Genomic DNA, 25,528 nt, shown 5'->3' with positions numbered 1-25,528 from the left:
GCTACAAAGTGTTTTTTGTTGCAGCGGTTCAATTGTTACCGTAGCAGTCGTACTCGGACCTTTCAACCGAGCAATAATATTACAACTAACTCCTGGAGCACCTGTATTTAATATGGATACTGTAATTGGAACAGGGTGGACACATTGAACGTAGACTTGTTCACCACTAGGACAACTTTGCTGAATTACTCCTTTGATCGCACACGCGACGAGTTGATTCCGGCTAGTTATGCAGTTTGTCATACAACAAGCACATCCCATAAATATTCACTTCCTCCTTGTTTGTGACTACATACTATGCATCGGGAATGTAGCTTGTCTGTGTAACTATACATAAGACACCAAAAAATGGACTTTTGAACTACTTTCATACTTTTAAAATTCGGTTATTTGCAATGTTATTTTTTTCCGTTTTTTATGTAATGCGCTCCCTTCTTATAATATGTTTCCATTTCTTCTATTGGAACGAGACTGCCGCCAGTAGCCCAGCATAGATGTGTCGCATGTTCCATTTTTCTCTCCAGCCCATGACGTTCAATATACGTTGTTTTTTCTCTCAAAAGCTGAATAGGGCCATATACGCCTGCAAGCGCGGATGGTTCTAGCGAAATTCCTTCTTGATCGTTCATTAACGCCAGCAGCATAAACAGCTTCCGGTCATCAACCGTATAAATTCCGCTCACTAGTTTTTCGATTGTTTTCCCAACAAATCGGGACGGCCGTCCGACCGCAAGCCCGTCTGCTTCTGTTTTGTTATCGATTCCGAAATCTTGGACGCATACTTGATCATGAAGCCCAGTCATCATTCCTAATAACATGCACGGCGAATGGGTAGGCTCGGCAAAAAAGCAATGAACAGCATCTCCGAATATTAACTTCAATCCAAACGTAATGCCTCCCGGCGCTCCTCCTACTCCGCACGGAAGATAAACAAATAATGGATGGTCTTGATCGACTAAAATTCCCGATTCTTCTAGTTGCTTTTTTAAACGTAAAGCCGCTACCGCATAGCCGAGAAATAAATGGGCTGAATTTTCGTCATCAATAAAATAGTTGTTCGGGTCTTTTTCTGCTTCTTTTCTTCCCATTTCAACTGCATGGCTGTAATCCGATTGATGTTCAATGACATTGACTCCGTTTTTTCTCAATAAATCTTTTTTCCATTGCTTTGCCTCTGCCGACATATGCACATTGACGCGAAAGCCGAGTTTGGCGCTAATAATGCCGATACTTAAACCGAGATTGCCTGTAGAGCCGACTGTAATCGAAAATTGCGAGAAAAATTCGCGGAATGGATTGCTTGCAAACATCGAATAGTCGTCTTCTACAGAAAGCAATCCATGCGCTAGAGCTAGTTGTTCTGCATGTTTTAAAACTTCATAAATCCCACCTCTTGCTTTAATGGAACCAGCAATCGGCAAATGGCTGTCACATTTTAACAACAGCTTTCCCGGTATCGATTGCTGAAACATAGCCGCTACTTCTTTTTGGACATTTTCGATTTCCACAAGCGGTGATTCGATAATCCCTTTTGAACCTTTTGTTTCTGGAAAAGCAGCCGCGATAAATGGCGCAAACCGTTTTAGCCGCTCTTCTGCTTCCAGCACATCGCGCTCGACAAACGGCAATTCATTCACAACGTCAGAAAACCGCCTATAATTCGGATTCAGCCAAAACACTTCTTTCGTTAATATGATAGACTCTAATACCGGATACATTTTCATCCAATCTTTTAACCGTTTTCCATGAATCATTTGTTCCATCGCAAACACTCCTAAAAAACATATTTCTTTTTAACTACATCATATACCCCGCTTTTCCCTGCAAAATATTCAATCAGTTCAGCTGGTTTTACACAACGGACGCATAAACCGTATATGCTTGTTCCTGAACGCGCGTTTCTTCATCAAAGCAAACGATCTGTAACCGTTCAAGCCATTCTTTCTCGATTTTGTTCGCTTCTATATAAGCTGCAATAAAGAATTTCCGATTTTTCGTTTTTGTTTTTATCTCCATAAAGCCGACTATGATATAACGTGGCGAGTGATCGGCTGGATGTAAAACAAAATTTCAACTTATATATACACATATACGAATAAAGTAATTAATACAATGACAATGGAGGGAGAATCCTTACTCCGACGTCTCTTCCTTCTCCGGTCAAACTGTCAATCCGACGTTCTCGTTGTCGTCCAACTAGACGACCTACTGGATTGAATCGCACTAGAAAAATGCACGATTATCCGCTGCGCTTCTTCGTCCGGGCAAACGCATTCATTGCGTTGTGGGCTTCACCAAGCAATCCATTTACACGCTGAAGCCGCACTCGTTTTATTAGCGAACTAACCGCTTGTCAAAAACGAAAAACTGATCCATTGTTACAGCCGGTATCGCATCGATTACGTCGTATTTGCGGAAAAGGCGATGCCGCTTTCTCCGGTTTTATTGAGTGTCACAACCTTTTCTGACTGGCCCAATGTACAGTACGGCAGATGATCCGCAACCATAGCAGCTGGAACGGAACGCTGCTTTCAAGCTGTGATTCCGACTTATTTTTCGATATTGATACAAACGAAGACTACGAACAGACGATCAAGCACTGGAAACAAGGAGGAAGATGATCATGATCGGAAAAAGCGTTATTCGCAAAGAAGCGTGGGAGAAAGTAGCCGGAAGAGCCAAATATACGCACGATGACGTCGAGGGAGGAATGCTGCATGCTAAGCTCGTCACAAGTCCGTATGCCCATGCGCACATTTGCGAAATTCATACCGAAAAAGCCGGCTCCGTTCCCGGCGTACGCGCGATCGTTACCGGTGAAGGGCTGCCGTTGACAGGAGAAGATTTGCGTGACCGCCCCCCAATTGCATTTGATAAAGTTCGTTACCACGGCGAAGTAGTCGCTGTGGTGGTAGCCGATACGCTTGTTCAGGCCGAAAAAGCCGCGAATCTCATTCATGTCGCATACGAACCCCTCCCTGCTGTCGGATCGCCGCGTGAAGCATTACAGGAAGGGGCTCCTCTCATTCATGAAAATTTAGCAAACTACCAAAAAGGAAAATACAGTTATCCTGAACCGGGCACAAATATTGCGCATCGCACGAAAATTCGGAAAGGAAATATGGAGAAAGGCTGGGCGGAAAGCGATGTCATTGTCGAAGCAAGCTTTTCTTTTTCCCCATCGGACCACGCAGCGATGGAAACAAGATGCGCCACCGCCGAGATTCGCCAAGATGGCACGATCGTCATTACCGCTTCTTCGCAAGCCCCTTTTATGATTAAACGGCTCATTGGAGAATATTTCGGCGAAGATGTCGGCAAAGTCATCGTCCATACCCCGCTTGTCGGCGGGGCTTACGGAGGAAAAGCCCCTGTCCAATTAGAGCTTCTCGCCTATCTCGCCTCTAAAGCGGTCGGCGGACGGAAAGTAAGCGTCTGGAATACAAGAGAACAAGACATGATCACATCACCGGTGCACATTGGCATGGAGGCAACCGTCAAGATCGGCTGTACGGCGGACGGTTATATTAAAGCGGCAGAAATTTTATTTTTGTTTGACGGCGGTGCTTATTCCGATAAGGCCATTGACGTCACTCGCGCGGCAGCAGTTGACTGCACCGGTCCGTATCATATCGAAAACGTATGGTGCGATTCGTTATGCGTTTATACAAACCATCCATACGCCTCCCCGTTTCGCAGTTTCGGTCACTGCGAACAGGCTTTTGCGATCGAGCGGACGATTGATTTGCTTGCAGAAAAGCTGAACATCGATAAGCTGGAACTGCGAATGAAAAACGCGATTCGTCCCGGCCATACGACCCCGACCCAAGTTGTACTCAATCGAAGCAATGTCGGCAATTTGCCGGCCTGCATCGCACGACTGCGCGAACTCATCCAATGGGACGAATGGCAGCGCATCGAAATCAATTCCCGCACCGTACGCGCCAAAGGAGTCAGCTGCGGCTGGAAAACATCAACGATCGATACCGATGCGAGCTCTGGAGCAATTTTAACATTTAATCCGGACGGAAGCGTCAATCTTATATCCGGTGTCGTGGAAATCGGAACAGGAACGAAAACCGTTTTGGCGCAAATCCTTTCCGAAAAGCTAAAAATGGATATTGATGACATCCATGTGAAAATGGACATCGATACGCAAACGACACCGGAGCATTGGAAAACGGTTTCTAGCCGCGGCACATTTATGGCAGGCCGGGCCGTATTATCAGCAGCGGACGATGCCATCTGCCAGTTAAAAGCAATCGCCGCATGCGTCCTCCGCGCTTCCGCCGAAGATTTAGAAGTCGGCTACGGCAAAGTACTTTTACGCGATGACCCTAGCATCTACGTTCCGATTAAAGACATTGTCTACGGCTATAAGTACCCGAACGGAAACGCGATCGGCGGTCAACTCATTGGAAGGGGCCACTACGTTTTGCGCCATTTAACCCCGCTCGACAAAGAAACCGGTGCGGGAAAGCCAGGACCGGAATGGACGATGTGCGCGCATGCGGTGGAAATTGAGTTCGACAAACGCGACTACACGTACCAAATCATCAAAGCCGTGTCTGTGAAAGTGCTTAATCGGAAAGCTGCGCTCGGGCAAGTGATGGGGGCGATGAGCATGGGACTCAGCTTTGCCAGCCGCGAAACATTTTTTTTCGACCGGTATGAGCGGATTTTGAACGCGCAATTGCGGACATACCGGCCGATCCGATTCGGCGAGCATCCAGAATATATGGTCGAATTCATCGAAACACCGCAAATCGATGCACCATACGGGGCCCGCGGTATCGGCGAGCACGGTCTGATCGGGATGCCAGCAGCGTTGGCAAATGCTTTATCTGTCGCTGCTGAAGTTCCACTTAACGAGCTGCCGCTGTTTCCTGAACTCATTTGGCGAACAAAGAAAGGGAAACAACATGGTTCCATTTGATTTTACGTACCATCGTCCGTCATCGATCGAAGAAGCCGTCCGGCTGTTCGAACGACTTCACAAGCAAGGAAAAACGCCGCTCTACTATGGCGGCGGAACCGAGATTATTACATTGTCGCGCCTGAACCTTACGTTTGCCGATGCGGTCATTGACATCAAACATATTCCTGAATGCGGCGTGCTTCGCATTGAACAGAATGAATTAACGCTTGGCGCAGCGCTTTCGCTGACATCTATTGAAAAAGCCAATCCTTTTCCGCTATTGACAAAGGCGGCAAGCGAAGTCGCCGACCGCACGGCGCGTAACCAAATTACGCTCGGCGGCAACGTTTGCGGGCAAATTTTTTACCGCGAAACCGTCCTTCCTTTATTGCTTGCCGATTGCCATGTCGTCATCGCCGGAAAAGAAGGTTTAAAGCAACGTTCCATTCATGAAGTGTTTCAGCAGCGCATGCGTCTGGAACATGGGGAATTTCTCGTTCAAGTAAAAATCGATTTATCATATGTATCGCTTCCGCACGCTCATACGAAACGACGCAAACAGGGAAAAATCGGCTATCCGCTTGTGACGGTCGCTGCTATCAAAAAAGACGAACGGCTGCGCGTCGCCTTCAGTGGCGTCTGTCCGTTTCCGTTTCGTTCAAAAGCAGTTGAGGAACAACTGAACGCGCGGCACCTTCCGATTGAAACGCGGATCAGCCGCGCATTGCAATACTTGCCAAAACCGATCTTAAACGATACCGAAGGCTCCGTGGAATACCGACTATTTGTGCTGATGAACGCCCTTTCTGATATTCTTATTGCACTCGAGGAGGGGTAGAAAAGTGATAAAATGTGAAATATTGCTTACTGTCAATGAGGAAAGCCGCTCTATTGTCGCCCGCCAAGCCGATACGCTTCTCTTTGTTCTCCGCAACCAGCTTGGCCTGACTGGAGCAAAGCCAGGCTGCTTAAACGGAGACTGTGGCGCATGCACGGTATTAGTTGATGAAACGCCGATTAAGTCGTGCATGATGCTCGCCGTAGAAGCAACAGAAAAATCCATTACTACGATTGAAGGGCTACGCAACACTCCGATTCAACGCGCATTTGTTGAACAATTCGCCTTTCAATGCGGCTACTGCACACCCGGGTTTTTAATAAACGCCTATGCTTTGACTAAACAGCATCCTGACGCGGATGACGAAACAATCCAAAAATGGCTTGAATCGAACATTTGCCGCTGCACAAACTACCAAGAAATCGAGCAAGCGGTCAAATCGGTGTTAGCGAAAAAACGTGGAAACGATTAACTTTTTCCGCTTATGAGCTTGACCGCTCGTAAGCGGAGTATGCTTTCATTTCAACAATGGACAAGCCCTACTTAAGGATATAACACGATCATTGACAAAACGCGATATTGGGGGTAAGGTTATATCAAATTGGTTTAATATGGGAGATGAAGAAAACGGAAGAAGAAAAACAAACACGCGCCCGCTGGATTACCGTATTTGCAACGTTTTTGGCGTTTATGGGGATCGGCATTGTTGACCCGATTTTACCGGTTATTGCCGAAAGCATTGGAGCGAGTCATTGGCAAGTGGAAATGTTGTTTACGGCGTATATTTTTACGATGGCCATCATGATGATTCCATCTGGTATGTTCACAAGCCGACTCGGAGACAAGAAAATGATGGTCTCTGGCCTTGCCGTCGTTACAGTGTTTCTTTATTATGCGGCCTATCAAACAGCATTCCGCAGCTTTCTATTTTTCGAGCCGGATGGGGCCTTGGCAATTCGATGTTTTTCGCGACGGCGATGACATTGTTAATTGCGCTTACTCCAAAAGTGCAAACGGCCGTCGGTCTATATGAAGCAGCGATCGGACTTGGAATGGCGGGCGGACCTCTAGTTGGAGGCATTCTCGGGCAACTTTCATGGCGATATCCGTTTTTTGCGACAAGTGTACTTATTTTCGCTGCTCTATTGCTTGTTTTCTTGTTTGTCTACGAGCCGACGGAAAAAAGCGCACGAAAAACAGCTAGTTTTAGAGAAATGGGACACCTCCTATCGTTTCCTCCGTTTGTAAAAGGAGCGATCGGCGCCATGCTCTATTATTACGGTTTTTTCGTTGTGCTGGCATACTCACCATTAGTGTTAAAGTTATCTGCTGTTCAAATCGGGCTTGTCTTTTTCGGATGGGGCCTCTGCCTTGCATATGGGTCGGCAATTTTATCGCATCGTCTAGAAAAAGCATATACACCGAAACAATTGTTGCCATATAGTTTACTTTTGTTTGCAATGTTTCTATTTCTTTTATTCTTCGTCACTAACAAATGGGCATTTATCGTTTGTATTATTTTATCAGGGCTTGTGTCTGGATTAAATAATGCCTTGTTTACAAGCTATGTGATGGAAGCATCGCCATATGAGCGCGGCATTACATCCGGTACATATAACTTTGTGCGCTGGATGGGGGCAGCGGTCGCACCGGTTTTGTCAGGAGTGATTGGGCATGCCCTTTCTAGCAAAGCACCATTTATGATCGCGATGGCGTTGTCGCTGATCGCCTTTGCCTTTTTGTTGTCAAGGAAACAACATCATTCCTTTTCACAAATAAGCTGACACCTGTCACCTCACTGGATGGAAACTTCAAAATGAAACGGGGGCAGACCAATGAGCGGCCACCCCCGTTTTTCTAATAGTATAAGCTTTCGACATAATGACATTTGACACATTTTCGCATGACAGGCGTTTCAAAAAACACGTGCCGGCATTTTTGCTGAATCTCTGCAATTTGCTGTTCAAGCTGAGCAATCCGCTCTTTAAGCCGAATCACTTCTTGCTTCAACGTCGCGACATCTTCTTTATTGGTAAAGGGCTGATCCATTCTCGACAAACTCCTTCGCTTTTTGTTTCATCCCTTCTTCTTTGACCGCTTTTTGCAAATCATGCGAAATTTTCATCGAGCAAAACTTCGGTCCGCACATTGAGCAAAAATGAGCGACTTTCGCTCCTTCCGCCGGCAGCGTTTCATCATGGTATTCCCGCGCCCGTTCCGGATCAAGCGAAAGATTAAACTGATCGTTCCAGCGAAATTCAAAGCGCGCTTTCGATAGCGCATCATCGCGCAATTGCGCTCCTGGGTGCCCCTTCGCTAAATCAGCTGCATGTGCCGCAATTTTATAGGCAATGACCCCTTGGCGTACATCTTCCTTATTCGGCAATCCTAAATGTTCTTTCGGCGTCACATAACAAAGCATCGCCGTCCCGTACCAGCCGATCATAGCTGCACCGATCGCTGATGTAATATGGTCATATCCCGGTGCAATATCCGTTGTCAATGGTCCTAATGTGTAAAACGGAGCACCTTTGCAAATTTCGATTTGCTTATCGACATTTTCTTTAATTTTATGCATTGGCACATGCCCAGGTCCTTCAATCATCACTTGCACATCGTGCTTCCATGCAATTTCTGTCAATTCTCCGAGCGTTTCTAACTCGGCAAATTGCGCTTCATCGTTCGCATCGGCAATCGAGCCAGGCCGCAAGCCATCCCCTAAAGAAACCGCAATATCATACGCTTTTAAAATTTCACAAATTTCTTCAAAATGCGTATAAAGGAAGTTTTCTTCATGGTGAGCTAAACACCATTGCGCCATAATCGATCCACCGCGAGAGACGATGCCCGTCGTCCGGTTGATCGTCAACGGAATGTAACGAAGCGAAACACCGGCGTGAATCGTAAAATAATCCACCCCTTGTTCTGCTTGCTCAATGAGCGTATCGCGGTAAACTTCCCACGTCAAATCTTCAACAACGCCATTTACTTTTTCCAACGCTTGATAAATTGGCACCGTCCCAACTGGAACCGGAGAGTTGCGAATAATAAATTCCCTTGTCGCATGAATATTTTTTCCGGTCGATAAATCCATAATCGTGTCAGCGCCCCAACGGACTGCCCAAAGCATTTTTTCCACTTCTTCTTCAATCGACGACGTGACTGCCGAGTTGCCGATGTTCGCATTAATTTTGACATGGAATCGGCTGCCGATAATCATCGGTTCGCTTTCTGGATGGTTAATATTCGACGGGATAATCGCTCGCCCTGCAGCCACTTCTTGGCGAACGATTTCCGGATCCATTTGCTCGCGAAGCGCAACAAATTCCATCTCCGGTGTAATCATTCCTTTTTTGGCGTAATGCATTTGGGTGACGACGCGCCCTTTTTTTGCTCGAAGCGGCTTACGGGCAAACGGTGGAACGATGTCGGGCTGTTTTCCGTTGCGAACACCGTTATCTTCCGGTTTTACCGGCCGTCCTTCATACTCTTCCACGTCGCCGCGCTCTAAAATCCAGCGCTTGCGCAATTCTGGCAAACCTTTATGAATGTCGGACTGAAACTGTGGGTCTGTGTATGGTCCGCTTGTGTCATAGACGCGAACTGGAGCGTTTTCTAACGTGCCAAATTCTGTTTTCGTCGGGCTTAGCGTAATTTCCCGCATCGGCACGCGAATATCCGGACGCGATCCTTCTACATACACTTTTTTGCTTGCCGGAAACGGCATCGAAGATAAAACGTTTTGCATGCAACTTCCTCCTCTTTTTTGATTTGATCCGAAGTTACACCAAAACGTATGGACAAATAAAATCGGGTTCTCTTATAAAGAGAACCCGATGGAATGTATAAATAGCGTAAAGTATATAGGATACTCCCACTATCTACTTCCCTACGCTGGTATAACCCAGATCAGGTTCAAAGGGTCAAAGAACTTTCGCGCGTTCTTCTCTCAGTCCAAGCTATTGGACTCCCCTAGTAGATCAAGCATGGATTTATTTTTTCTAACATTCTAGCATATTTATTCACAGTTGTAAACGCTTTTTACGCACGAAATCTCCGCATGAGCGACTGCATATCCTCAGCCATTTTACTTAACGATGAGGCAGAGGAAGCGATTTCTTCCATCGATGCCATTTGTTCTTCGGTAGCTGCCGAAATGTTGGTCGAGCCTGCGGAAGACTGCTCTACAATAGCAATGATGCTTTCAATCGAGGCAGCGACTTGTTGAGCGTTTGTCGTCATTTGCTGGATGACCGAGGAAACGTGCTCCATTTGCTCATTGACGCCGTTGATTGACTGGCGAATTTGTTCAAATGATAGGCCGGCTGTTTGTACAGCATGAAGCCCTTCGGACACTTCCCCAACGACCGTTTCTGTCGAGCGAATCGCATTTTCCGTTTCTTTTTGAATGTCGCCGATCAGTTGCGTAATTTGCTGGGCGGACTGGGCGGATTGCTCTGCTAGTTTACGTACTTCATCCGCAACGACGGCAAACCCTTTTCCTTGTTCTCCTGCCCGCGCTGCTTCAATGGCTGCGTTTAATGCCAACAAATTCGTTTGCGAAGCAATGCCTGTGATGACTTGCGTAATTTGCCCAATTTCGTTCGAGCGCTCCCCCAACCCTTTTACTACTTGTCCAAGCGTTTGCACATGTGCATGAATAAACTTCATTTGTTCTTCCATTTGTTCAATAGATTGCTTTCCTGTCGTTGCTTTGGCTAGTGTGTCACTTGTATTCGCAGATACGCGTTCCGTATTAGCCGCGACATTCGTGAGCGAATGCGAAATTTCATTCATCGAGTAAGACGTTTCTTGCACCATTTTTACTTGCTGCTCGGCGTGCACGGCGATATCTTCCATCGTGGTTGCAATTTGTTCCGTTGCTTTTGTCGTTTGTTCGGCAATGTGCGAAAGCTGTTCAGAAAAATGTGCCATCTCATCGGAATGACGTTTCATGTTCCCCATCATTTCGCCCCATGTTTCTGCCATGGTATTCATACAAACAGCAATCGGTTTTAACTCCCGGACACGCTCAAGCGGAACACGAGTTAATAAATCACCGTCCGTCATTTTTTGCAAATGTTCGTTAATGACGGCAATTGGTGCGACAAAGCGGCGATAGTTTATCGTTGCGGATAACGTTCCAAGAATAATACCTAGCAATACGGTTGCTGCCATTGTCCACCAAAAAGCAAGACCATCCACTCCGTTTCCAATGCACACCCCTAAGCCAATAAGCGCCGTCCCTGGAATGACGACTAATAGTGTGCGAATAATATAACTCGACAGCGACACGTTTTCCCCCTCCAAATTTTCGGTAAATTAAGAATTTATTTTTTATTATATCATTTCCTTAAAGAAAGAAAAGAGAATTTTTATTATAATATACTGTTGAAAAACGATATAATAAAACATCCAAAGGTCCTATTTTTCTTTTTTGTTTTGTAAGTATAGTTTTAAATAAAAGATGCCTACCTTGAGTAGGCATCTTGTTTTCTGTACAACAGTACTTGGGCAATGCCGACAAAGTACTCCGATTCACGAATAATGTGATTTAAGACGACGTTCGCGGTTTTATTTTGTCGAACCGCAGCGCTGTCGGTTTTCAGCTGCTGGCACAACTGAATAAATGCTAGACTTTGTTGCAAACAAAATGACACTAAATGCAACACTTGCTGATACAGTTCATTAGGTACATATGCCCCTGCGCGAACAACGGACTCGATATAGCGGACGATTTGTTGATGGGTAGCTGACAATGCTTCTTCCCATTTTTGCAGCGCCTCGACAAACGGTTGTTCTAATCCGGCCACAAGCTCGCGAATGACAACGGTATGCTCTTCCTCTTGATGTTTCCAAAATTCCGCTTCATCTAAAATGCGAAGCGGCATTTGCTGACCGTAGTAAAATTGCATCTGCATCCCCTCCACTTTACTATATGGGGAGAAAGGCCATGTTATTCGTACGGTCGCTTTTGATAAAAGAAGTTCGGCGTTACGATCGTATTGTCATAGTTTTTATGGAAAATGTGTGTCGTCGCTGGCGAAACAGGCGGAATGAGCCATATCCAATCGCCGGTGACGTGCCGATCAGCTTCTTGTTCTTTTTGCTCGAATCGCTTAAACTGCTGCGCTGCTGTATGGTGGTCAACGATGCTGACGCCTGCTTTTTTGTAAGAATGAAGAACCGCTACATTCAGTTCAATTAACGCCTTATCTTTCCAAAGGGTTGCGTTTGTGCTCATATCAAGTCCCATACACGAAGCAATCTTTGGAAGCATGTTATACCGGTAGTCATCCGCCAAATTGCGGGCGCCAATTTCCGTCTCCATATACCATCCGTTAAATGGAGCGGCCATATAACGAATGCCCCCGATTTCTAGACACATGTCCGAAATAATCGGCACCGCATACCATTTCAGCTGCAAGTCTTGAAACCAAGCAAACTCCGGATGCTCAATTGGCACTTCTAGTACAAGCTCGCGTGGGATGTCAAACCATTTCGGTTGCTTCCCCTTTCGTTGAACGACAAGAGGCAATAAATCAAAATTTGTTCGTTCCCCTTTCCATCCCATCTGTTCGCATGCTTTTGTAAAAGAAATAGAAGACGAGTCACCGATTATCCCAAGTTCGGTTTCGTAGCCTGCATAGCGGATAAGCTGATGGTTCCAAATACGCACTTCTCCATCTGGCTTAAACACTGTAATTGCCGGGCGAATTTTTCCGCCATTTGTCGCAAACGCTATATGACGAAAGAGCTGTTCAGCTACTTCTTCTTCTGTTTCCGCATCTCGCGCATCAAACACATGTAACATTTGCCAAAATAAACGACCGATGCAGCGGTTGCTATTGCGCCACGCCATTTTGGCGCCGTGTTCTAATTCTTCATATGTATGAGTATACGTACCGGTACGAACAATCTCTCGCTCAATCTCCGCAAGACGACGTTCAGTATCGATCCCACTTTTCCCTAGTTCTTGATAACATGTGCGAATAAACGTTTCTGCTTCATTCCATAACGGTTGTTTCTCCAACACACGCCCTCCCTTTTTGTTTTCCTCCACCATTGTACCAAAAAAACAGGCCCCTTGTCCGGAAGCCTGTTTTTCCCTTCACATTCTCTCCATTTCTACTTTGGAAGTCATTCGTTGTTCGGTGGTTCGGTGTTTTGCGACAAAATGGTAATAAATATAGCAAGCAATCATAAATGGAATACCGCAGTAAAGTGCCATGCGCTGCTCTGGGATAAACGCAAGGCTAACGATAATGAGCACATTTAACGCGAGCGCCAAAAGTGGGACGAATGGATAAAGCGGTGTTTTATATTTCAAATCGCGAACATCGCCGCCTTGTTTTAAAAACGCTTTTCTTCCTAAATAGTTGGATAATGCGATAGATGCCCATACCGTTACCGCACCAAATCCTGCAATGGAAAGAAGCCATAAGTAGACCGTATCTTCTGCATAAATGCCGCTTAATAAAGAAAGACAGCCGATGAGCATACTAGCGATTAGCGCGTTGAGCGGTACCCCGTTTTTCGACAACTTGCTGAACACAGGGCTCACCATTCCTTGACGCGACATCGACCAAAGGACGCGGGAAGTAGCGTACAAGCCCGAATTGGCGACAGAAAGAACAGCTGTAATAATTACGAAGTTTACAATGTCAGCTGCATATGGGATGCCGATGCTGTCAAAAACAACAACAAACGGACTTTCTACTAATCCCGCTTTTTCCCACGGGAAAAGCCCTGCCAGCACAAAAATGGCTAATACAAAAAAGAGCAAAATGCGCCAAACCGTATTGTTAATCGCTTTTGGCACCGTTTTTTCTGGATTTTCACTTTCCCCTGCTGCTACACCGACAAGCTCTGTTCCTTGGAAGGAAAAATTTACCCCAATCATCGTCACTAAAATGGCCGCGATGCCATTCGGGAACAATCCCCCATGGTCTGTAAAGTTAGAAAACATCGGAGCGGGCTTCCCACCTTTCATTTCTAGGAAACCAAACATCGCTGCCCCGCCCAAAATAATAAACGCAATAATCGTTAATACTTTAATGCTCGAAAACCAAAACTCTACTTCGGCAAAACTTCTTGTCGAAAGCGCGTTAATGGAAAATAGTACAACCGCAAAAACGACGCACCAAATCCAAGAAGGAACGTCTGGAAACCACCGTTTCATTAAAATACTGACTGTCAAAAGCTCCAACCCTACTGTCACCGACCAGTTTAGCCATGAAAGCCAGCCGATGACATATCCTGCGGAAGGCGAAATGTATTTGGTTGCATACGTTTGATACGAACCTGCATCCGGCAAGGAAACTGCCAATTCTCCAAGACAAAGCATTGTCAAATACATGACAAGTCCGCCGAACAAGTAAGCAACAAGCGCTCCCCCCGGCCCCGCTTCATGGATTGTGTACCCTGAGCCTAAAAACAATCCTGTTCCGATGACGCCTCCAAGTGCGATCATAAATAAGTGCCTGCTTTTCAACTCCCGTTTTAACCCATGTGATGGTTGCATATACCTTCCTCCCCTTTGTTATCGTTTTTATGTAAGCGCTTTATATTTAATAAAGCCCTTCCCCCTTTTTATTAATTAAGAATATTTTTAGTTATTCTAATATTAACATTATCCAAGAGAAAAACGCAAAAAGTTTTTTAGTAGAATATTTAAAAATGATGATGAATCTTTATAAATTCGTTTTTATAAATATTTTAAAAAAATTTATATATGAATGAATATGCTTTCTTTATCTGAAAAAGCATAAAAAACCCGCTCCTCGATGAATAAAAACTCAAAGAGGAGCGGATTTCCTTGCGTAGCACAATAATTGTTGTCGTTTTTACGCCTCCACTTTCGGTTCGGTCGTTACGTATGTTCCTGCGAGAAAGTCGTGAATCGCCCGTTTATCTTCACGAGCCGCAACCATAATCGCACTGACTAAGAAGGCAATTCCTAGCGTAAGCCCATAAATAAGGTAGGCGACAAAGGAGCGCAAAAACATCGCGCCAACGCCAAGTTTCTCCCCGTTTACCTTCACGATGCGAATGCCGACGATTTTCTTCCCTACTGTATACCCTGACCACGCCACCGGAATCAGCCACATGTATAGCATATTCATGAGCGAAGTGAACCAATTTCCTTCTGCCTTGCCAGTAACGAAATAACCAATAATGCTTAACGGAATACCGATAATAAGACCGTCTAAAAAACTCGCAAGAAATCGTTTCCAAAAGCCAGCTGGTTTTGTCACCAAGCTGTATTCCCCCTTTCCGATATATTACTACTACTATATGCTTTACAAATACACCTCATTCGAACACAAACTGCGCTACTCGAGCTCTTTTTCTAATTTTCCAAGCAACATGAGCCAATACATCCGAAAATCTGCTCGAAGCGACCAAAACGGATGACCGAACGTCGCTGGCTTATTCCCTTCGATGAAAAAGTGGCTAATCCAAGCAAACGAATACGCTACTATCGGAGCGGCTAATATCCACCAAGCGTTCCCCGTCACAAGTGCTGTGATAAGAAAAATAAACACAAAACTAGTCCCAATAAAATGCCAAATCCTCGTAGCTCGCTTGCTGTGTTGCGATAAATAAAACGGCCAAAACTCTTCATAGTTCTTAAACTCCATTGACATCCCTCCAAATTTAAGCGCTTTCATTTTTTATTCTACCTACTCAAAAAAATTCCTTTTTTACATTTCTATGCATTCATACCTAAAAAAATTGCGGTCATTCGTCTAAACGATGACCGCGATTTTTCGGTAAACAATGAGTCTTCACCGTATCCTTTCTTATTGATCATTCCGCTCACTTAGTTGAAGGGAGATTGTCATGCTTTTACCGTTACGTAAAATGTGGAGTTGGACGGTTTCGCCAACTTTTGTATTCGTATATAAGTACTTTCTTAACTCGCTGACGTTGTTAACGGTTGTATCGTTAATCGCTGTAATCACATCTTTCGCTTGCAGCCCTGCTTTGGCAGCTGGCGAAGATGGCTCGACCGCTGTGACAACGACTCCATTCGTTTCATTTTCTGGCAATCCAAGTTGTTCAAAACGAACGTCTGCTGGAATTTCACTGACGTCTCGCAATCCGACCCCAAGGTACGGACGCTTAATTTTTCCGTATTGCATCAACTGCTCAATAATCGGTTTCGCGTCTTGGATTGGAATCGCAAATCCTAACCCTTCTACTCCCTCTTGGGCAATTTTTAAACTATTAATCCCGATAACTTGTCCAGCACTATTAATCAACGCACCGCCACTATTACCAGGGTTAATGGCGGCATCGGTTTGAATGACATTCAACTCCCATTCTCCTGCCGATGTCGAAACAGGAATCGTTCGTTTGCCACTGACAATTCCTTCTGTTACGGTGCGCGACAAATCTAAGCCGAGCGGATTGCCAATTGCCGCGACTGGCTCACCGATACGAAGCGAAGACGAATCGCCGAAGCTAGCGACTTTTTTTACGTATTTCCCATCGACTTTTAATACGGCTAAGTCCGTTAACGGATCGGCGCCAACAACCGTTGCTGCTACGCGTTCTCCTTTACTTAGCGATACTTCCACTTTATTTGCCCCTTCAATGACGTGATTGTTCGTAACGATGTAGGCACTATTCCCTTCTTTTTTAAAAATAACGCCTGAGCCAGTCCCGGCTTCTTGCTCGGAAGAAGAGCCAGAGAAAAAGTCTGTTTGTTTTTGAATGTTGACAACCCCAACGACCGCGTCTGACACTTGATTGATAGCATCAATCATGTTGTTGGCTGTGCTAGCCGTTTGTTGGAGCGATAGCGCATTTTCGGTCGTTTCTTGTTTTGCTTCTGTTGACACAGTTTCCGTTTGTTTCACACCTGTCGGTAGCACCCCTAAATACGGCGCAGCATAGAGCGTCACCCCACTTCCGATTACTGCCCCGATGATGGAAGCAGATAAAACAGAGAAAAACCCTCGCTTTTTCACTGGTGGTGTCGTGTACTCATACGGTGTCATGTTCATCACTATTCCCCCTCGTTGAATTTCTCTAGTCTTAGTGTAAAAAAGAAAAGTGAAAATATGGTGAAAGCAAACCCGTTCTTTTAAACCTCCTTGACAAATCAACAAACAATTGTTAATATACCTTATGGGGTATGTAGAATGGAGGGATGTATTCAACGACATGGAATTAATAATTGCTGTAGTTGTTAGTACAATCATATACCAGCTGTATATACGATACGTGCCAGTTTGCGGCGTTTCCATGATTTCAAAGACACAACTATCTAATATAAAACATGTTGCTGTCATTGACTTGCGTGAATATAACGAGGCAACGGCACTCCCTGTTCCGACGGCAATTCCTTTGCCGTTATCGTACATCAAGCGCAATTACCATCAAATTCCTTATAAAGATGTTATTTTGATTACATCTGATGCGATTACGACAAATTTAGGGGTGCGCAAATTGAAGCGGTACGGCTTTCGAATAAAGGGAGTATGTTGCTTAGAAATGAAACCAACAATAAAAACAGCATAAATTCTGTGGGAGGGGCTACGTGATGAAAAAAATTGTTATCGTCGGCGGAGTTGCAGGGGGAGCTACCGCCGCAGCGCGTTTGCGCCGGTTAAGCGAAAAATACGACATCGTCATGTTTGAACGCGGAGAATATATTTCTTTCGCCAATTGCGGATTGCCGTATTATATCGGGGAAGTCATTACCGACCGCAAAAAATTATTAGTGCAGACAGTCGAAGGCATGTCCAAACGGTTTAAGCTGGATATTCGTAATTTTAGCGAAGTGACCGCCATTCATCGCGACCGAAAAACAGTTTCTGTCAAGCGCGTCTTGACAGGAGAAGAGTACGAAGAAACGTACGATGTACTCATTTTATCCCCTGGCGCAAAGCCAATCGTGCCGCCAATTCCAGGCATTGAAACAGCCGAAACGCTCTTTACACTTCGCAACGTACCAGATACAGATAAAATTAAAGCATACGTCGATGAACAACAACCAAAACACGCGGTCGTCATCGGCGGTGGATTTATCGGCGTTGAAATGGCGGAAAACTTAGCCGAGCGCGGGGTAAACGTCACGCTCATCGAACGGGCAAATCAAGTAATGCCGCCAATCGACTACGAAATGGCAGCGATTGTGCATACTCACATGAAAGAGCACGGGATTCAACTTATGTTAGAAGATGGGGTGCAATCGTTTGAAAATAACGGTCGCCGCATCGTCTTAACGAGCGGGCAAGTGATTGATACCGATATGATTATTTTAGCGATCGGAGTACAGCCAGAAAGCCAATTAGCAAAAGATGCCGGGCTTGAATTAGGTATCCGCGGGACAATTAAAGTGAATGAGCATTTACAAACGTCCGACCCAAGCATTTACGCGATTGGCGATGCGATTGAAGTGAAAAACTACATTCACGGCTTTGAGACATTCGTCCCGCTCGCATGGCCAGCAAACCGGCAAGGTCGCCTTGTCGCTGACCATATTCATGGAATCGACGTGAAATATAACGGCACGCTCGGAACGGCAATTGCGAAAGTGTTTGATTTAACAGTTGCCGTTACAGGAAATAATGAAAAAACGTTAAAACAGCTCGGCGTTCCGTACGAAGTCGTACACATTCACCCAATGAGCCATGCAAGCTATTATCCAAACGCCCAACAAATGACGCTAAAGCTCATTTTCGATAAACAAACAGGAAAAATTTACGGGGCACAGGCGGTTGGAAAAGATGGGGTGGACAAACGCATTGACGTCATTGCTACTGCTATTAAAGGCGGGTTAACTGTCCGCGAGTTGCCAGATTTAGAACTTGCTTACGCACCGCCGTTCTCCTCGGCGAAAGACCCAGTAAACATGGCTGGGTACGTGGCATCGAACATCATGGACGGGATTGAGACGGTACAATGGCACGAAATTGATGACATCGTTGCCAATGGCGGATTCCTCGTCGATGTCCGCACCCCACTAGAAGTGGCACGTGGCGCTATCGATGGGTCTGTCAATATTCCGCTCGACGAACTTCGCGAACGATTGCACGAATTACCGAGCGACCAACCGATTTATGTCACTTGCCAAGTCGGGCTGCGCGGCTATTTAGCCACTCGTATTTTGCAAGAAAACGGATTTGTCGCGAAAAACTTAGATGGCGGATATAAATTATATTCCTCGGTATTTGGCGCGAAATAAAAAGATGTCTTAACCATAAAAACGGCCTGCTCTTCTTTGTAGAGCAGGTCGTTTTTTAAATCGTCCATTGGTCGTGAACGATTCCGACTAAATACCACGTGTCTCCTTGTTTTTCAAATACAAGCCGTAAGCTTCGCCAATCCATTCCATTCGCCTGCTTATCAAAACCGGTAAAATGAAACTCGACAAATACGGCGTTCGGGTATACGTCATGAATGTTTTCTAACGTATTTCCTTTTCCGATAACTACGTTGTTTCCGATCATGTGCGGAGAAGCAAAATCGACGTCATACACAAATTTTTGAAAGTAGTCGCCAAACGTCATATCAATCGGCTGTCCGGAACCATCAAACGTACCAAAATGATAAATACGGTCGCTCTCCATTAAAGAAGGAAGTTCGTTCTTCTTAAAAACAACATCGCTGTCAATGTTTACATGACCATACGGACTAAAACGTACTCCCTTTTCTGGGTGAACGTATGTCGCTAATCGGTTCATGTCTTTCGCTTGAAGTGATGCTACAACATCTAGCGCTATATGCAACACATCCTTGTTCATTTGTTGTTCGGACGTTTTTTTCGTCAATTTTTCGTTTTCTTGTTTGAGCTCATGAATAGCTTTTTGCTGTTCTTCCACTTTCGTTTTTAACGCATTGATTTGCGCATCATCATTCGTCTTGTTCGTGCAGCCAGAAATAACGGTAACGAGAAAAGTACCGACAAGCAGCCATTTTCGTTTCATTTTTTCTCCCACCTTTTTATTCGTAAACGCTTTCGTTTTATGATATAGTGAAAGCAACTCATTGTAAAGGAGCGATAAATATGTTCAACCTCCCACCTAAATTTTCTTCTCGCTGGTATTGGATTACTGGAGGTGTTTTTCTTTTATTATTCATTATGCTTCTATTATCGCGCTTTATGCTGCATATAGCGGTAGATGCAAAAAACGTTATCGCTTTTTTCATCGTTTCGTTTCTACTAGCTGTGATAGCTGGGGTCGGGGGCTTTTTTGGTGGAACAACTTATTTTACCGTTTCATTTTCCTTTTATGTTATTTCCATTATTTACTTACTCTTTCTTTCATGGACGCGAGCAAACGATGGCTGGAGCGACTTGACGAGCATCATTGCTTTTCTTTTTCTTGCAGGGATTGGGATGGTTGCTGGTGTTTTAGCGCAACTAGTTCGTATATTAATAAAGCGACAATGACACATATACAGTACGCCAAGAACGTTATTTTCAAATTTCTGTGAATCATTTATAATATGGATGGGAAACGATTATCCTCATCTGTTCTGCGCTACAATACCATCCCTTTCCTCAACCACTTACTCTACGCACTCGTTTCCCCATTTTTCAAAGGAAGGAGCGATCCATCACCATACGCTTTTCCATGGCTACTATCGTTTATTTTAGTAGAAGGGGGGATTTTCCTTGGAAGCGATATTGACACGAATTTTGGACAAGCTGCAAATTATTGAAAGTGAAGTAAGCGACATCAAAACGAACATGGCAACGAAACAAGAGCTCGAAGAAGTAAAGCAAAGCTTCACAAAAGAACTGGAAGACATTAAAGCCAATATGGCAACGAAACAAGAACTCGAAGAAGTGAAGCATAGTTTCACAAAAGAGCTCGAAGACATTAGGGCCAACATGGCAACGAAACAAGAGCTTGAAGAAGTAAAGCATAGTTTCACAAAAGAGCTCGAAGACATTAGGGCCAATATGGCAACGAAACAAGAGCTTGAAGAAGTAAAGCAAAGCTTCACAAAAGAACTGGAAGACATTAAAGCCAATATGGCAACGAAACAAGAACTTGAAGAAGTGAAGCATAGTTTTACAAAAGAACTGGAAGACATTAAAGCCAATATGGCAACGAAACAAGAACTTGAAGAAGTGAAGCATAGTTTCACAAAAGAGCTCGAAGACATTAGAGCTAACATGGCAACGAAACAAGAGCTCGAAGACATTAGAGCCAACATGGCAACGAAACAAGAGCTCGAAGACATTAGAGCCAACATGGCAACGAAACAAGAGCTCGAAGACATTAGAGTAAACATGGTCACGAAACAAGAGTTTATCTTTGTACAGCAAGCAGTGCTTGAGACGAATGAAATTGTTAAGAAAATAGAACAAAACATGGAGAAGCACGAACGAATTTTAGATCTTCTTTCTAGACGTTCGATTGAACATGAAGCAGCGATTTCTAGCATTCGTCTTATTAAGGCAACGTGAGCAAGGAGAGAGCGCCTCGCCTTGCTTTTCTTTAGCACGCACCGAAAGGAAGAGAAACGATGGAAATTTGTTATGAAATTATTGCTGAAACCGATGCTCACTATGTAAAAGATTTGTGCAACGAATTAATGGCGTATCAAAAATCGAAAGCAACGATGCATCCGGAATGGTTCGATAACATGTCGTTTGAAACGCGGATGATTCCGTCGCTTGAAAAAGCAAAGGCGAATTTTATCATTGTCGCAAAAGACGGCGACGAAATCGTTGGCTACGCCTATAGCAACATTTCACCGAAAACGGTCTATTCGAGCAATTTTGCCACCTTGCCGTGTGAAGCGTTTTTTGATTTTGCTTCTGTTTCAACCGATGACGTCGGCTGTCTGTCACAGTTTTATATAAAAGAAGCGTACCGCAATTATGGCATCGGCAGCGTATTGTTCGATAAGTCAATCGAGTGGCTCCGTTCTTTTTCAACGATTCAAGATATTTTTATTTTTGTTTCGAACGGAAATGACGATGCGCTTAAATTTTATACTCGCAAAGGATTTATTATCAGCCATCAAGTACTAGACGGGTTCATTACCGTCCTACGAAATACATAAACAAGGAGAGAGTGCTGTTTCTCTCCTTACTGCGATAGCGGTAGCTGTACCGTAAATTCCGCACCTTCCCCTAATTGGCTGCGAACAGAAATTTTTCCTCGATGCATCTTTACAATCTTGTCCGCAATCGCTAGACCAAGCCCACTGCCACCAACGGCACGGTTACGCGATTTATCTGCTTTGTAAAAACGTTCAAAAATACGTGATTGATCTTCCTCCGCAATGCCTGGACCATTGTCTGAAACGGTCACGATGGCGTTGTTGCCTTGTTGCTGAAGCTGAATTGTAATCGTCCCACCTTTTGGCGTAAACTTAATCGCATTATGAAGTAAGTTCAACCACACTTGGCTCAGCAAATCTTCATCTGCGGTAATAACTACTTTCTCAAGCGTTACACACATCTCAATCTCTTTTTCCATCCACTGCGGCTCACAATAGAGAATGAGCGATTGCAGCTGGGAGTCTAGGCGATACGATACCGGATGAAACGGGTATCTATCCGAATCTAGCATCGCTAGGCGCAGCAAATTATCGCTCAACTTCGATAGACGTACGCACTCCGTTTCAATAATGTCGAGATAATGCATTCGCTGTTCATGAGGCAAATGTTCGTTTTTTAACGCCCGAGCAAACCCACGAATCGACGTAAGCGGCGACCCAATTTCGTGCGAAACGTTCGAGATAAATTCTTGCCGCATTTCTTCCATCGCCCGCAAATTCGCTGCCATATCGTTAAGTCCGTCGACTAGTTCTGTAAATGGGTGGTTTCTCTCCCCCCAGTCCGCACGGAGGTTTACTTGAAAATCCCCTTTCGCGATTCGATTAATCGCATCCATTAAGTTTTGCCAAAACACTTTTTCACGTTTTCGTATAAACGGTCCAACGATGCTCATGCTGAGACCGAATAAAAAAAAGCCCGAGATCGATGTGATGATTTGTCGAACTAGCGGCTGCGGTTGCCAATCCAAACGGGCGTATATCGCTTCTGTAATAAAATATGCAGCAGTCCAAAAAAGGCTGAGCATCGCCATTACAGCAATGACCGTCAAAACGGATTTGAGCACAAACGAAAGTCGTTTCATTTGCATACCTCCAGCCGATAACCGAGCCCTCGAATCGTCCGAATGGTAAATACATGGCAATGAGCAAACCGCTCGCGCAGCCGCTTAATGTGCACATCGACCGTTCGTTCGTCCCCTTCGTAATCATAGCCCCAAATTTGTTCAATGAGTTCATCGCGAGTAAATGTTTTTCCAGGGTAGCTAGCCAGCTGAAAAAGTAGTTCAAATTCTTTTGGAGGCAAGGCAATATCTTCGTTCCCTAAACGGCATTCGTACGTCTTTCGATTTAAAAACAACTCGCCAATTTGCACCGTTTGCGATGTCGCAATTCGGTATCGTTTAAGCAGCGCTTTGACCCTAGCGACAAGTTCGAGCGGGTCAAACGGTTTGACAAGATAGTCATCTGCCCCTAATGCAAATCCTTTCACTTTTTGCGCTGTTTCTCCTTTTGCGGTCAACATTAAAATCGGCACATCATCATATTGCCGAAGTTCGCGGCATAACTCCCACCCGTCCATTTCAGGCATCATAATGTCCAATACGACTAAATCCACTTTGGTTGCATCAAGCACCGCTAATGCCTCTTTGCCCGTTGCTGCTTCGTGTATCGCAAACCCTTCAAGGCTTAAAAAATGCCCGACAAGTTCGCGAATATGGGCATCATCATCGACAATTAACACGTGTGGCATGCTTTTCCCCTTTCTTTTCCAAATCTATCTCCATTGTAGCGAATTTCCGGTCATCTGTCGCATTTGAATCTTGTATAGGAAAATATCGTGCACCGTTTCGGGCACGAGGCACGATACTATGCGCGACGCATATAGACGCGAACAGTAATAGGAGCAAAAACAGCAACAATGACCGCCGCTCCTAAAAGCGAAATCGCAAAATCCGAACTAATCGTTCCATGATTCGTCAACTCGCGAACAGCTGTAATCATGTGGGAAATCGGATTGATGTTCGCAAACCATTGCAGCCAATTAGGCATCGTCTTTACCGGCACGAACGCATTCGAAAGAAACATGAGCGGAAACAACGCCAGCATAGAAATTCCTTGTACGCTCGCCGCGTTGCGCGCGGTGACGCCAAAAAAAGCGAAAATCCAACTGACAGCCCATGCGCACCCGATGGCAAAAACAGCAGCGAACGCAACGCTCGTCATCCCTCCTTCCGGACGATACCCAATGACATACCCCATCGTAAAAGTAAGCACAGTAGCGATCGTATAGCGAACCGTATCAGCTAATAAAGCTCCTGCCAACGGCGCGATGCGAGCAATTGGCAAAGACTTAAACCGATCGAAGACGCCTTTGTCCATATCATCACGAAGCTGAACACCAGAGGCGACGGAAGCTCCTATTAACGTCTGCACAAGGATGCCTGGAATGATCATTGGCAAGTAGTTGTGCACATTTCCAGCGATCGCTCCACCGAAAATGTAGGTAAACATCAGGGTGAAAATGATCGGTTGGAACGTAACGTCAAATAATTGCTCTGGCGTACGCCGCACTTTTAATAAACTTCGATACGCCATTGTGAATGTTTGTTGTACTGTTTGCCGAAAACTTGTATAGTTTTTTAATTCGCGGTTCACTGTATGATTCATTCGCTTTCCTCCCCTTTTACTCCATGGCCTGTAATTGCTAAAAAAACTTCGTCTAGCGTTGGTTTTTGTACACTTAATTCCGCCAGTTGAATGTTTGCTTCGCGGAGTGCAATGAGTAAATCGGTCACTCGGTCAGCATCCGCCATCGGTGCCGTAATTTTTCCTGTATCCGATGATACGTTGGCACGGGCGCTCAACACACGTTCTACAGTTTGGCGTGCCATTTCTACATGTTGCGGGTTGTCAATTTTTAATTGCAGCGATGAATGGCCAATCGACGTTTTTAGTTCATCTGCTGTTCCTTCTGCCACGACACGGCCACGGTCGATCACAGCGATGCGATCGGCGAGTTCGTCTGCTTCTTGTAAATATTGCGTCGTCAACAATACCGTGGAGCCCATGCCCACTAACCGACGAATCGTGTCCCACATTTGATTGCGTGTTCGTGGATCGAGTCCTGTCGTCGGCTCGTCAAGGAAAATGAGCGGCGGCTGAGCAATTAAGCTCGCGGCAAGATCCAACCGACGCCGCATACCGCCTGAAAAATGCTTAAGCGGTCGTTTCGCCGCTTCGGTCAAACTAAACTCTTCTAACAGTTCCATTGCTTTACGCCGAGCCTCGGTGCGACTCAGCCCAAGCAAGCGAGAAAAAATGATTAAGTTTTCTAGTGCGGTAAGCGATTCGTCTACTGAGGCATATTGCCCGGTGACCCCAATCAATTGCCGCACAATTTGCGGCTCTTGGGCTACGTCATAACCAAAAATGCGTGCGGAACCTCCATCTGGCCGCAACAACGTCGCGAGCATCTTAACCGTCGTCGTTTTTCCCGCCCCGTTCGGTCCAAGCACACCGTAAATCGTACCGGCGCGAACGTGTAAATCAACGCCATCGACCGCACGATTGTCACCAAATATTTTCACAAGCCCTTTCGCTTCAATCGCCCAATCGCTATTTAATCTCTGCATCGTTCTTTCCTCCCTATTACTTCATGCAAGGTGATCATAACATGCTTTTATGAACGGAATATGAACAAAAAACCTGCTTTAGCAGCAGGCTCGAACATTTTC

At 45.1% G+C, this 25,528-nt stretch carries 23 protein-coding genes, 2 pseudogenes and 1 riboswitch; of the genes and pseudogenes, 9 read left to right on the top strand and 16 right to left on the bottom strand.

Annotation, left to right across the window (positions count from 1 at the left end):
* Positions 1-398: 398 nt before the first annotated feature.
* Complete coding sequence (locus M4I42_RS08630) at positions 399-1,754, bottom strand: D-serine ammonia-lyase (RefSeq protein WP_268851811.1); 1,356 nt, start codon at positions 1,752-1,754, stop codon at positions 399-401.
* Between the two features lie 97 nt (positions 1,755-1,851).
* Complete coding sequence (locus M4I42_RS08625; RefSeq protein WP_268851796.1) at positions 1,852-2,016, bottom strand: hypothetical protein; 165 nt, start codon at positions 2,014-2,016, stop codon at positions 1,852-1,854.
* Between the two features lie 604 nt (positions 2,017-2,620).
* Here M4I42_RS08625 and M4I42_RS08620 point away from each other — a divergent pair.
* The 4 genes and pseudogenes from M4I42_RS08620 (at position 2,621) to M4I42_RS08605 (ending at position 7,540) form a co-directional block, all read left to right on the top strand.
* Complete coding sequence (locus M4I42_RS08620) at positions 2,621-4,936, top strand: xanthine dehydrogenase family protein molybdopterin-binding subunit (RefSeq protein WP_268851810.1); 2,316 nt, start codon at positions 2,621-2,623, stop codon at positions 4,934-4,936.
* Positions 4,923-5,756, top strand: a complete 834-nt coding sequence (locus tag M4I42_RS08615; RefSeq protein ID WP_268851795.1) for an FAD binding domain-containing protein — start codon at positions 4,923-4,925, stop codon at positions 5,754-5,756. Before M4I42_RS08620 ends, M4I42_RS08615 begins: the two co-directional genes overlap by 14 nt.
* Positions 5,757-5,760: 4 nt before the next feature.
* Positions 5,761-6,228 carry a (2Fe-2S)-binding protein gene (locus tag M4I42_RS08610; RefSeq protein WP_442864091.1) on the top strand — a complete coding sequence of 156 codons (468 nt, stop codon included), beginning with the start codon at positions 5,761-5,763 and terminating at the stop codon, positions 6,226-6,228.
* Between the two features lie 146 nt (positions 6,229-6,374).
* Positions 6,375-7,540, top strand: a pseudogene (locus tag M4I42_RS08605) (MFS transporter).
* Between the two features lie 73 nt (positions 7,541-7,613).
* On the opposite strand, the gene M4I42_RS08600 reads toward M4I42_RS08605, so the two are convergent.
* The 9 genes and pseudogenes from M4I42_RS08600 to M4I42_RS08560 form a co-directional block, all read right to left on the bottom strand.
* Positions 7,614-7,805 carry a hypothetical protein gene (locus M4I42_RS08600; RefSeq protein WP_268851794.1) on the bottom strand — a complete coding sequence of 64 codons (192 nt, stop codon included), beginning with the start codon at positions 7,803-7,805 and terminating at the stop codon, positions 7,614-7,616.
* Positions 7,783-9,504 (bottom strand): phosphomethylpyrimidine synthase ThiC, encoded by a 1,722-nt coding sequence (thiC, locus tag M4I42_RS08595; RefSeq protein WP_268851793.1) that lies wholly within the window; start codon positions 9,502-9,504, stop codon positions 7,783-7,785. The genes M4I42_RS08600 and thiC overlap by 23 nt, the downstream gene beginning before the upstream one ends.
* Positions 9,505-9,625: 121 nt before the next feature.
* Positions 9,626-9,740, bottom strand: a riboswitch (TPP riboswitch).
* A 57-nt stretch (positions 9,741-9,797) separates the two neighbouring features.
* Positions 9,798-11,051: a methyl-accepting chemotaxis protein gene (locus M4I42_RS08590; protein ID WP_268851792.1), complete on the bottom strand. Its 1,254-nt coding sequence runs from the start codon at positions 11,049-11,051 to the stop codon at positions 9,798-9,800.
* A gap of 176 nt (positions 11,052-11,227) precedes the next feature.
* Positions 11,228-11,671 carry a DUF2935 domain-containing protein gene (locus M4I42_RS08585; RefSeq protein ID WP_268851791.1) on the bottom strand — a complete coding sequence of 148 codons (444 nt, stop codon included), beginning with the start codon at positions 11,669-11,671 and terminating at the stop codon, positions 11,228-11,230.
* Between the two features lie 41 nt (positions 11,672-11,712).
* Positions 11,713-12,822: a nitric oxide synthase oxygenase gene (locus tag M4I42_RS08580; protein WP_442864090.1), complete on the bottom strand. Its 1,110-nt coding sequence runs from the start codon at positions 12,820-12,822 to the stop codon at positions 11,713-11,715.
* Between the two features lie 122 nt (positions 12,823-12,944).
* Positions 12,945-14,280 (bottom strand): annotated as a pseudogene (locus M4I42_RS08575) (amino acid permease); the annotation flags it as partial.
* Positions 14,281-14,602: 322 nt separating this feature from the next.
* Positions 14,603-15,016: an RDD family protein gene (locus M4I42_RS08570; protein ID WP_268851788.1), complete on the bottom strand. Its 414-nt coding sequence runs from the start codon at positions 15,014-15,016 to the stop codon at positions 14,603-14,605.
* A 75-nt stretch (positions 15,017-15,091) separates the two neighbouring features.
* A complete protein-coding gene (locus M4I42_RS08565) occupies positions 15,092-15,400 on the bottom strand; it encodes a DUF962 domain-containing protein (protein ID WP_268851787.1) in 309 nt (102 codons plus the stop codon).
* 162 nt (positions 15,401-15,562) lie between these two features.
* On the bottom strand, positions 15,563-16,771 hold the full coding sequence (locus M4I42_RS08560; RefSeq protein ID WP_268851786.1) for a S1C family serine protease: 1,209 nt from the start codon (positions 16,769-16,771) through the stop codon (positions 15,563-15,565).
* 160 nt (positions 16,772-16,931) lie between these two features.
* On the opposite strand from M4I42_RS08560, the gene M4I42_RS08555 reads away from it, so the two are divergent.
* Together M4I42_RS08555 and cdr are read left to right on the top strand one after the other, a co-directional pair.
* Positions 16,932-17,288: a sulfurtransferase gene (locus tag M4I42_RS08555; RefSeq protein WP_268851785.1), complete on the top strand. Its 357-nt coding sequence runs from the start codon at positions 16,932-16,934 to the stop codon at positions 17,286-17,288.
* A 22-nt stretch (positions 17,289-17,310) separates the two neighbouring features.
* Positions 17,311-18,957: a CoA-disulfide reductase gene (cdr, locus tag M4I42_RS08550; protein ID WP_268851808.1), complete on the top strand. Its 1,647-nt coding sequence runs from the start codon at positions 17,311-17,313 to the stop codon at positions 18,955-18,957.
* Between the two features lie 55 nt (positions 18,958-19,012).
* On the opposite strand, the gene M4I42_RS08545 is transcribed toward cdr, so the two are convergent.
* Positions 19,013-19,699, bottom strand: a complete 687-nt coding sequence (locus M4I42_RS08545) for a hypothetical protein (RefSeq protein ID WP_268851784.1) — start codon at positions 19,697-19,699, stop codon at positions 19,013-19,015.
* 80 nt (positions 19,700-19,779) lie between these two features.
* Here M4I42_RS08545 and M4I42_RS08540 point away from each other — a divergent pair, with 80 nt between their 5' ends.
* From M4I42_RS08540 to M4I42_RS08530, 3 genes are all read left to right on the top strand, one after another.
* Positions 19,780-20,166, top strand: a complete 387-nt coding sequence (locus tag M4I42_RS08540) for a permease (protein WP_268851783.1) — start codon at positions 19,780-19,782, stop codon at positions 20,164-20,166.
* Between the two features lie 225 nt (positions 20,167-20,391).
* A complete protein-coding gene (locus tag M4I42_RS08535; RefSeq protein ID WP_268851782.1) occupies positions 20,392-21,192 on the top strand; it encodes a hypothetical protein in 801 nt (266 codons plus the stop codon).
* Between the two features lie 59 nt (positions 21,193-21,251).
* Positions 21,252-21,794, top strand: coding sequence for a GNAT family N-acetyltransferase (locus M4I42_RS08530; RefSeq protein ID WP_268851781.1), 543 nt, complete (start codon positions 21,252-21,254; stop codon positions 21,792-21,794).
* A gap of 26 nt (positions 21,795-21,820) precedes the next feature.
* Here the strand turns inward: M4I42_RS08530 and M4I42_RS08525 are convergent, their stop codons facing one another.
* From M4I42_RS08525 to M4I42_RS08510, 4 genes are all read right to left on the bottom strand, one after another.
* Positions 21,821-22,876: a sensor histidine kinase gene (locus tag M4I42_RS08525; RefSeq protein WP_268851780.1), complete on the bottom strand. Its 1,056-nt coding sequence runs from the start codon at positions 22,874-22,876 to the stop codon at positions 21,821-21,823.
* Entirely contained in the window at positions 22,873-23,544 is a 672-nt protein-coding gene (locus M4I42_RS08520) for a response regulator transcription factor (protein ID WP_268851779.1), read from the bottom strand. The genes M4I42_RS08525 and M4I42_RS08520 overlap by 4 nt, the downstream gene beginning before the upstream one ends.
* 116 nt (positions 23,545-23,660) lie before the next feature.
* Positions 23,661-24,461: an ABC transporter permease gene (locus M4I42_RS08515; RefSeq protein WP_268851778.1), complete on the bottom strand. Its 801-nt coding sequence runs from the start codon at positions 24,459-24,461 to the stop codon at positions 23,661-23,663.
* The gene (locus tag M4I42_RS08510) at positions 24,458-25,426 is read right to left on the bottom strand and encodes an ATP-binding cassette domain-containing protein (RefSeq protein ID WP_268851777.1); all 969 of its coding nucleotides are present in this window, start codon (positions 25,424-25,426) and stop codon (positions 24,458-24,460) included. The genes M4I42_RS08515 and M4I42_RS08510 overlap by 4 nt, the downstream gene beginning before the upstream one ends.
* Between the last annotated feature and the right edge of the window lie 102 nt (positions 25,427-25,528).

The organism is Anoxybacillus sp. J5B_2022, assembly GCF_026847645.1.
Classification (GTDB): Bacteria; Bacillota; Bacilli; order Bacillales; family Anoxybacillaceae; genus Anoxybacteroides.
Note: the sequence above shows the minus strand (reverse complement) of the source record. Positions and strands in the feature narration are given on the sequence as shown.

Coding starts and splice junctions, on each gene's coding strand:
- M4I42_RS08630 (WP_268851811.1), bottom strand. CDS start 1,754: ATGATTCATGGAAAACGGTTAAAAGATTGGATGAAAATGTATCCGGTA.
- M4I42_RS08625 (WP_268851796.1), bottom strand. CDS start 2,016: ATGGAGATAAAAACAAAAACGAAAAATCGGAAATTCTTTATTGCAGCT.
- M4I42_RS08615 (WP_268851795.1), top strand. CDS start 4,923: ATGGTTCCATTTGATTTTACGTACCATCGTCCGTCATCGATCGAAGAA.
- M4I42_RS08600 (WP_268851794.1), bottom strand. CDS start 7,805: ATGGATCAGCCCTTTACCAATAAAGAAGATGTCGCGACGTTGAAGCAA.
- thiC (WP_268851793.1), bottom strand. CDS start 9,504: ATGCAAAACGTTTTATCTTCGATGCCGTTTCCGGCAAGCAAAAAAGTG.
- M4I42_RS08585 (WP_268851791.1), bottom strand. CDS start 11,671: ATGCAATTTTACTACGGTCAGCAAATGCCGCTTCGCATTTTAGATGAA.
- M4I42_RS08580 (WP_442864090.1), bottom strand. CDS start 12,822: ATGGTGGAGGAAAACAAAAAGGGAGGGCGTGTGTTGGAGAAACAACCG.
- M4I42_RS08565 (WP_268851787.1), bottom strand. CDS start 15,400: ATGGAGTTTAAGAACTATGAAGAGTTTTGGCCGTTTTATTTATCGCAA.
- M4I42_RS08560 (WP_268851786.1), bottom strand. CDS start 16,771: ATGAACATGACACCGTATGAGTACACGACACCACCAGTGAAAAAGCGA.
- M4I42_RS08555 (WP_268851785.1), top strand. CDS start 16,932: ATGGAATTAATAATTGCTGTAGTTGTTAGTACAATCATATACCAGCTG.
- cdr (WP_268851808.1), top strand. CDS start 17,311: ATGAAAAAAATTGTTATCGTCGGCGGAGTTGCAGGGGGAGCTACCGCC.
- M4I42_RS08545 (WP_268851784.1), bottom strand. CDS start 19,699: ATGAAACGAAAATGGCTGCTTGTCGGTACTTTTCTCGTTACCGTTATT.
- M4I42_RS08540 (WP_268851783.1), top strand. CDS start 19,780: ATGTTCAACCTCCCACCTAAATTTTCTTCTCGCTGGTATTGGATTACT.
- M4I42_RS08530 (WP_268851781.1), top strand. CDS start 21,252: ATGGAAATTTGTTATGAAATTATTGCTGAAACCGATGCTCACTATGTA.
- M4I42_RS08525 (WP_268851780.1), bottom strand. CDS start 22,876: ATGAAACGACTTTCGTTTGTGCTCAAATCCGTTTTGACGGTCATTGCT.
- M4I42_RS08520 (WP_268851779.1), bottom strand. CDS start 23,544: ATGCCACACGTGTTAATTGTCGATGATGATGCCCATATTCGCGAACTT.
- M4I42_RS08515 (WP_268851778.1), bottom strand. CDS start 24,461: ATGAATCATACAGTGAACCGCGAATTAAAAAACTATACAAGTTTTCGG.
- M4I42_RS08510 (WP_268851777.1), bottom strand. CDS start 25,426: ATGCAGAGATTAAATAGCGATTGGGCGATTGAAGCGAAAGGGCTTGTG.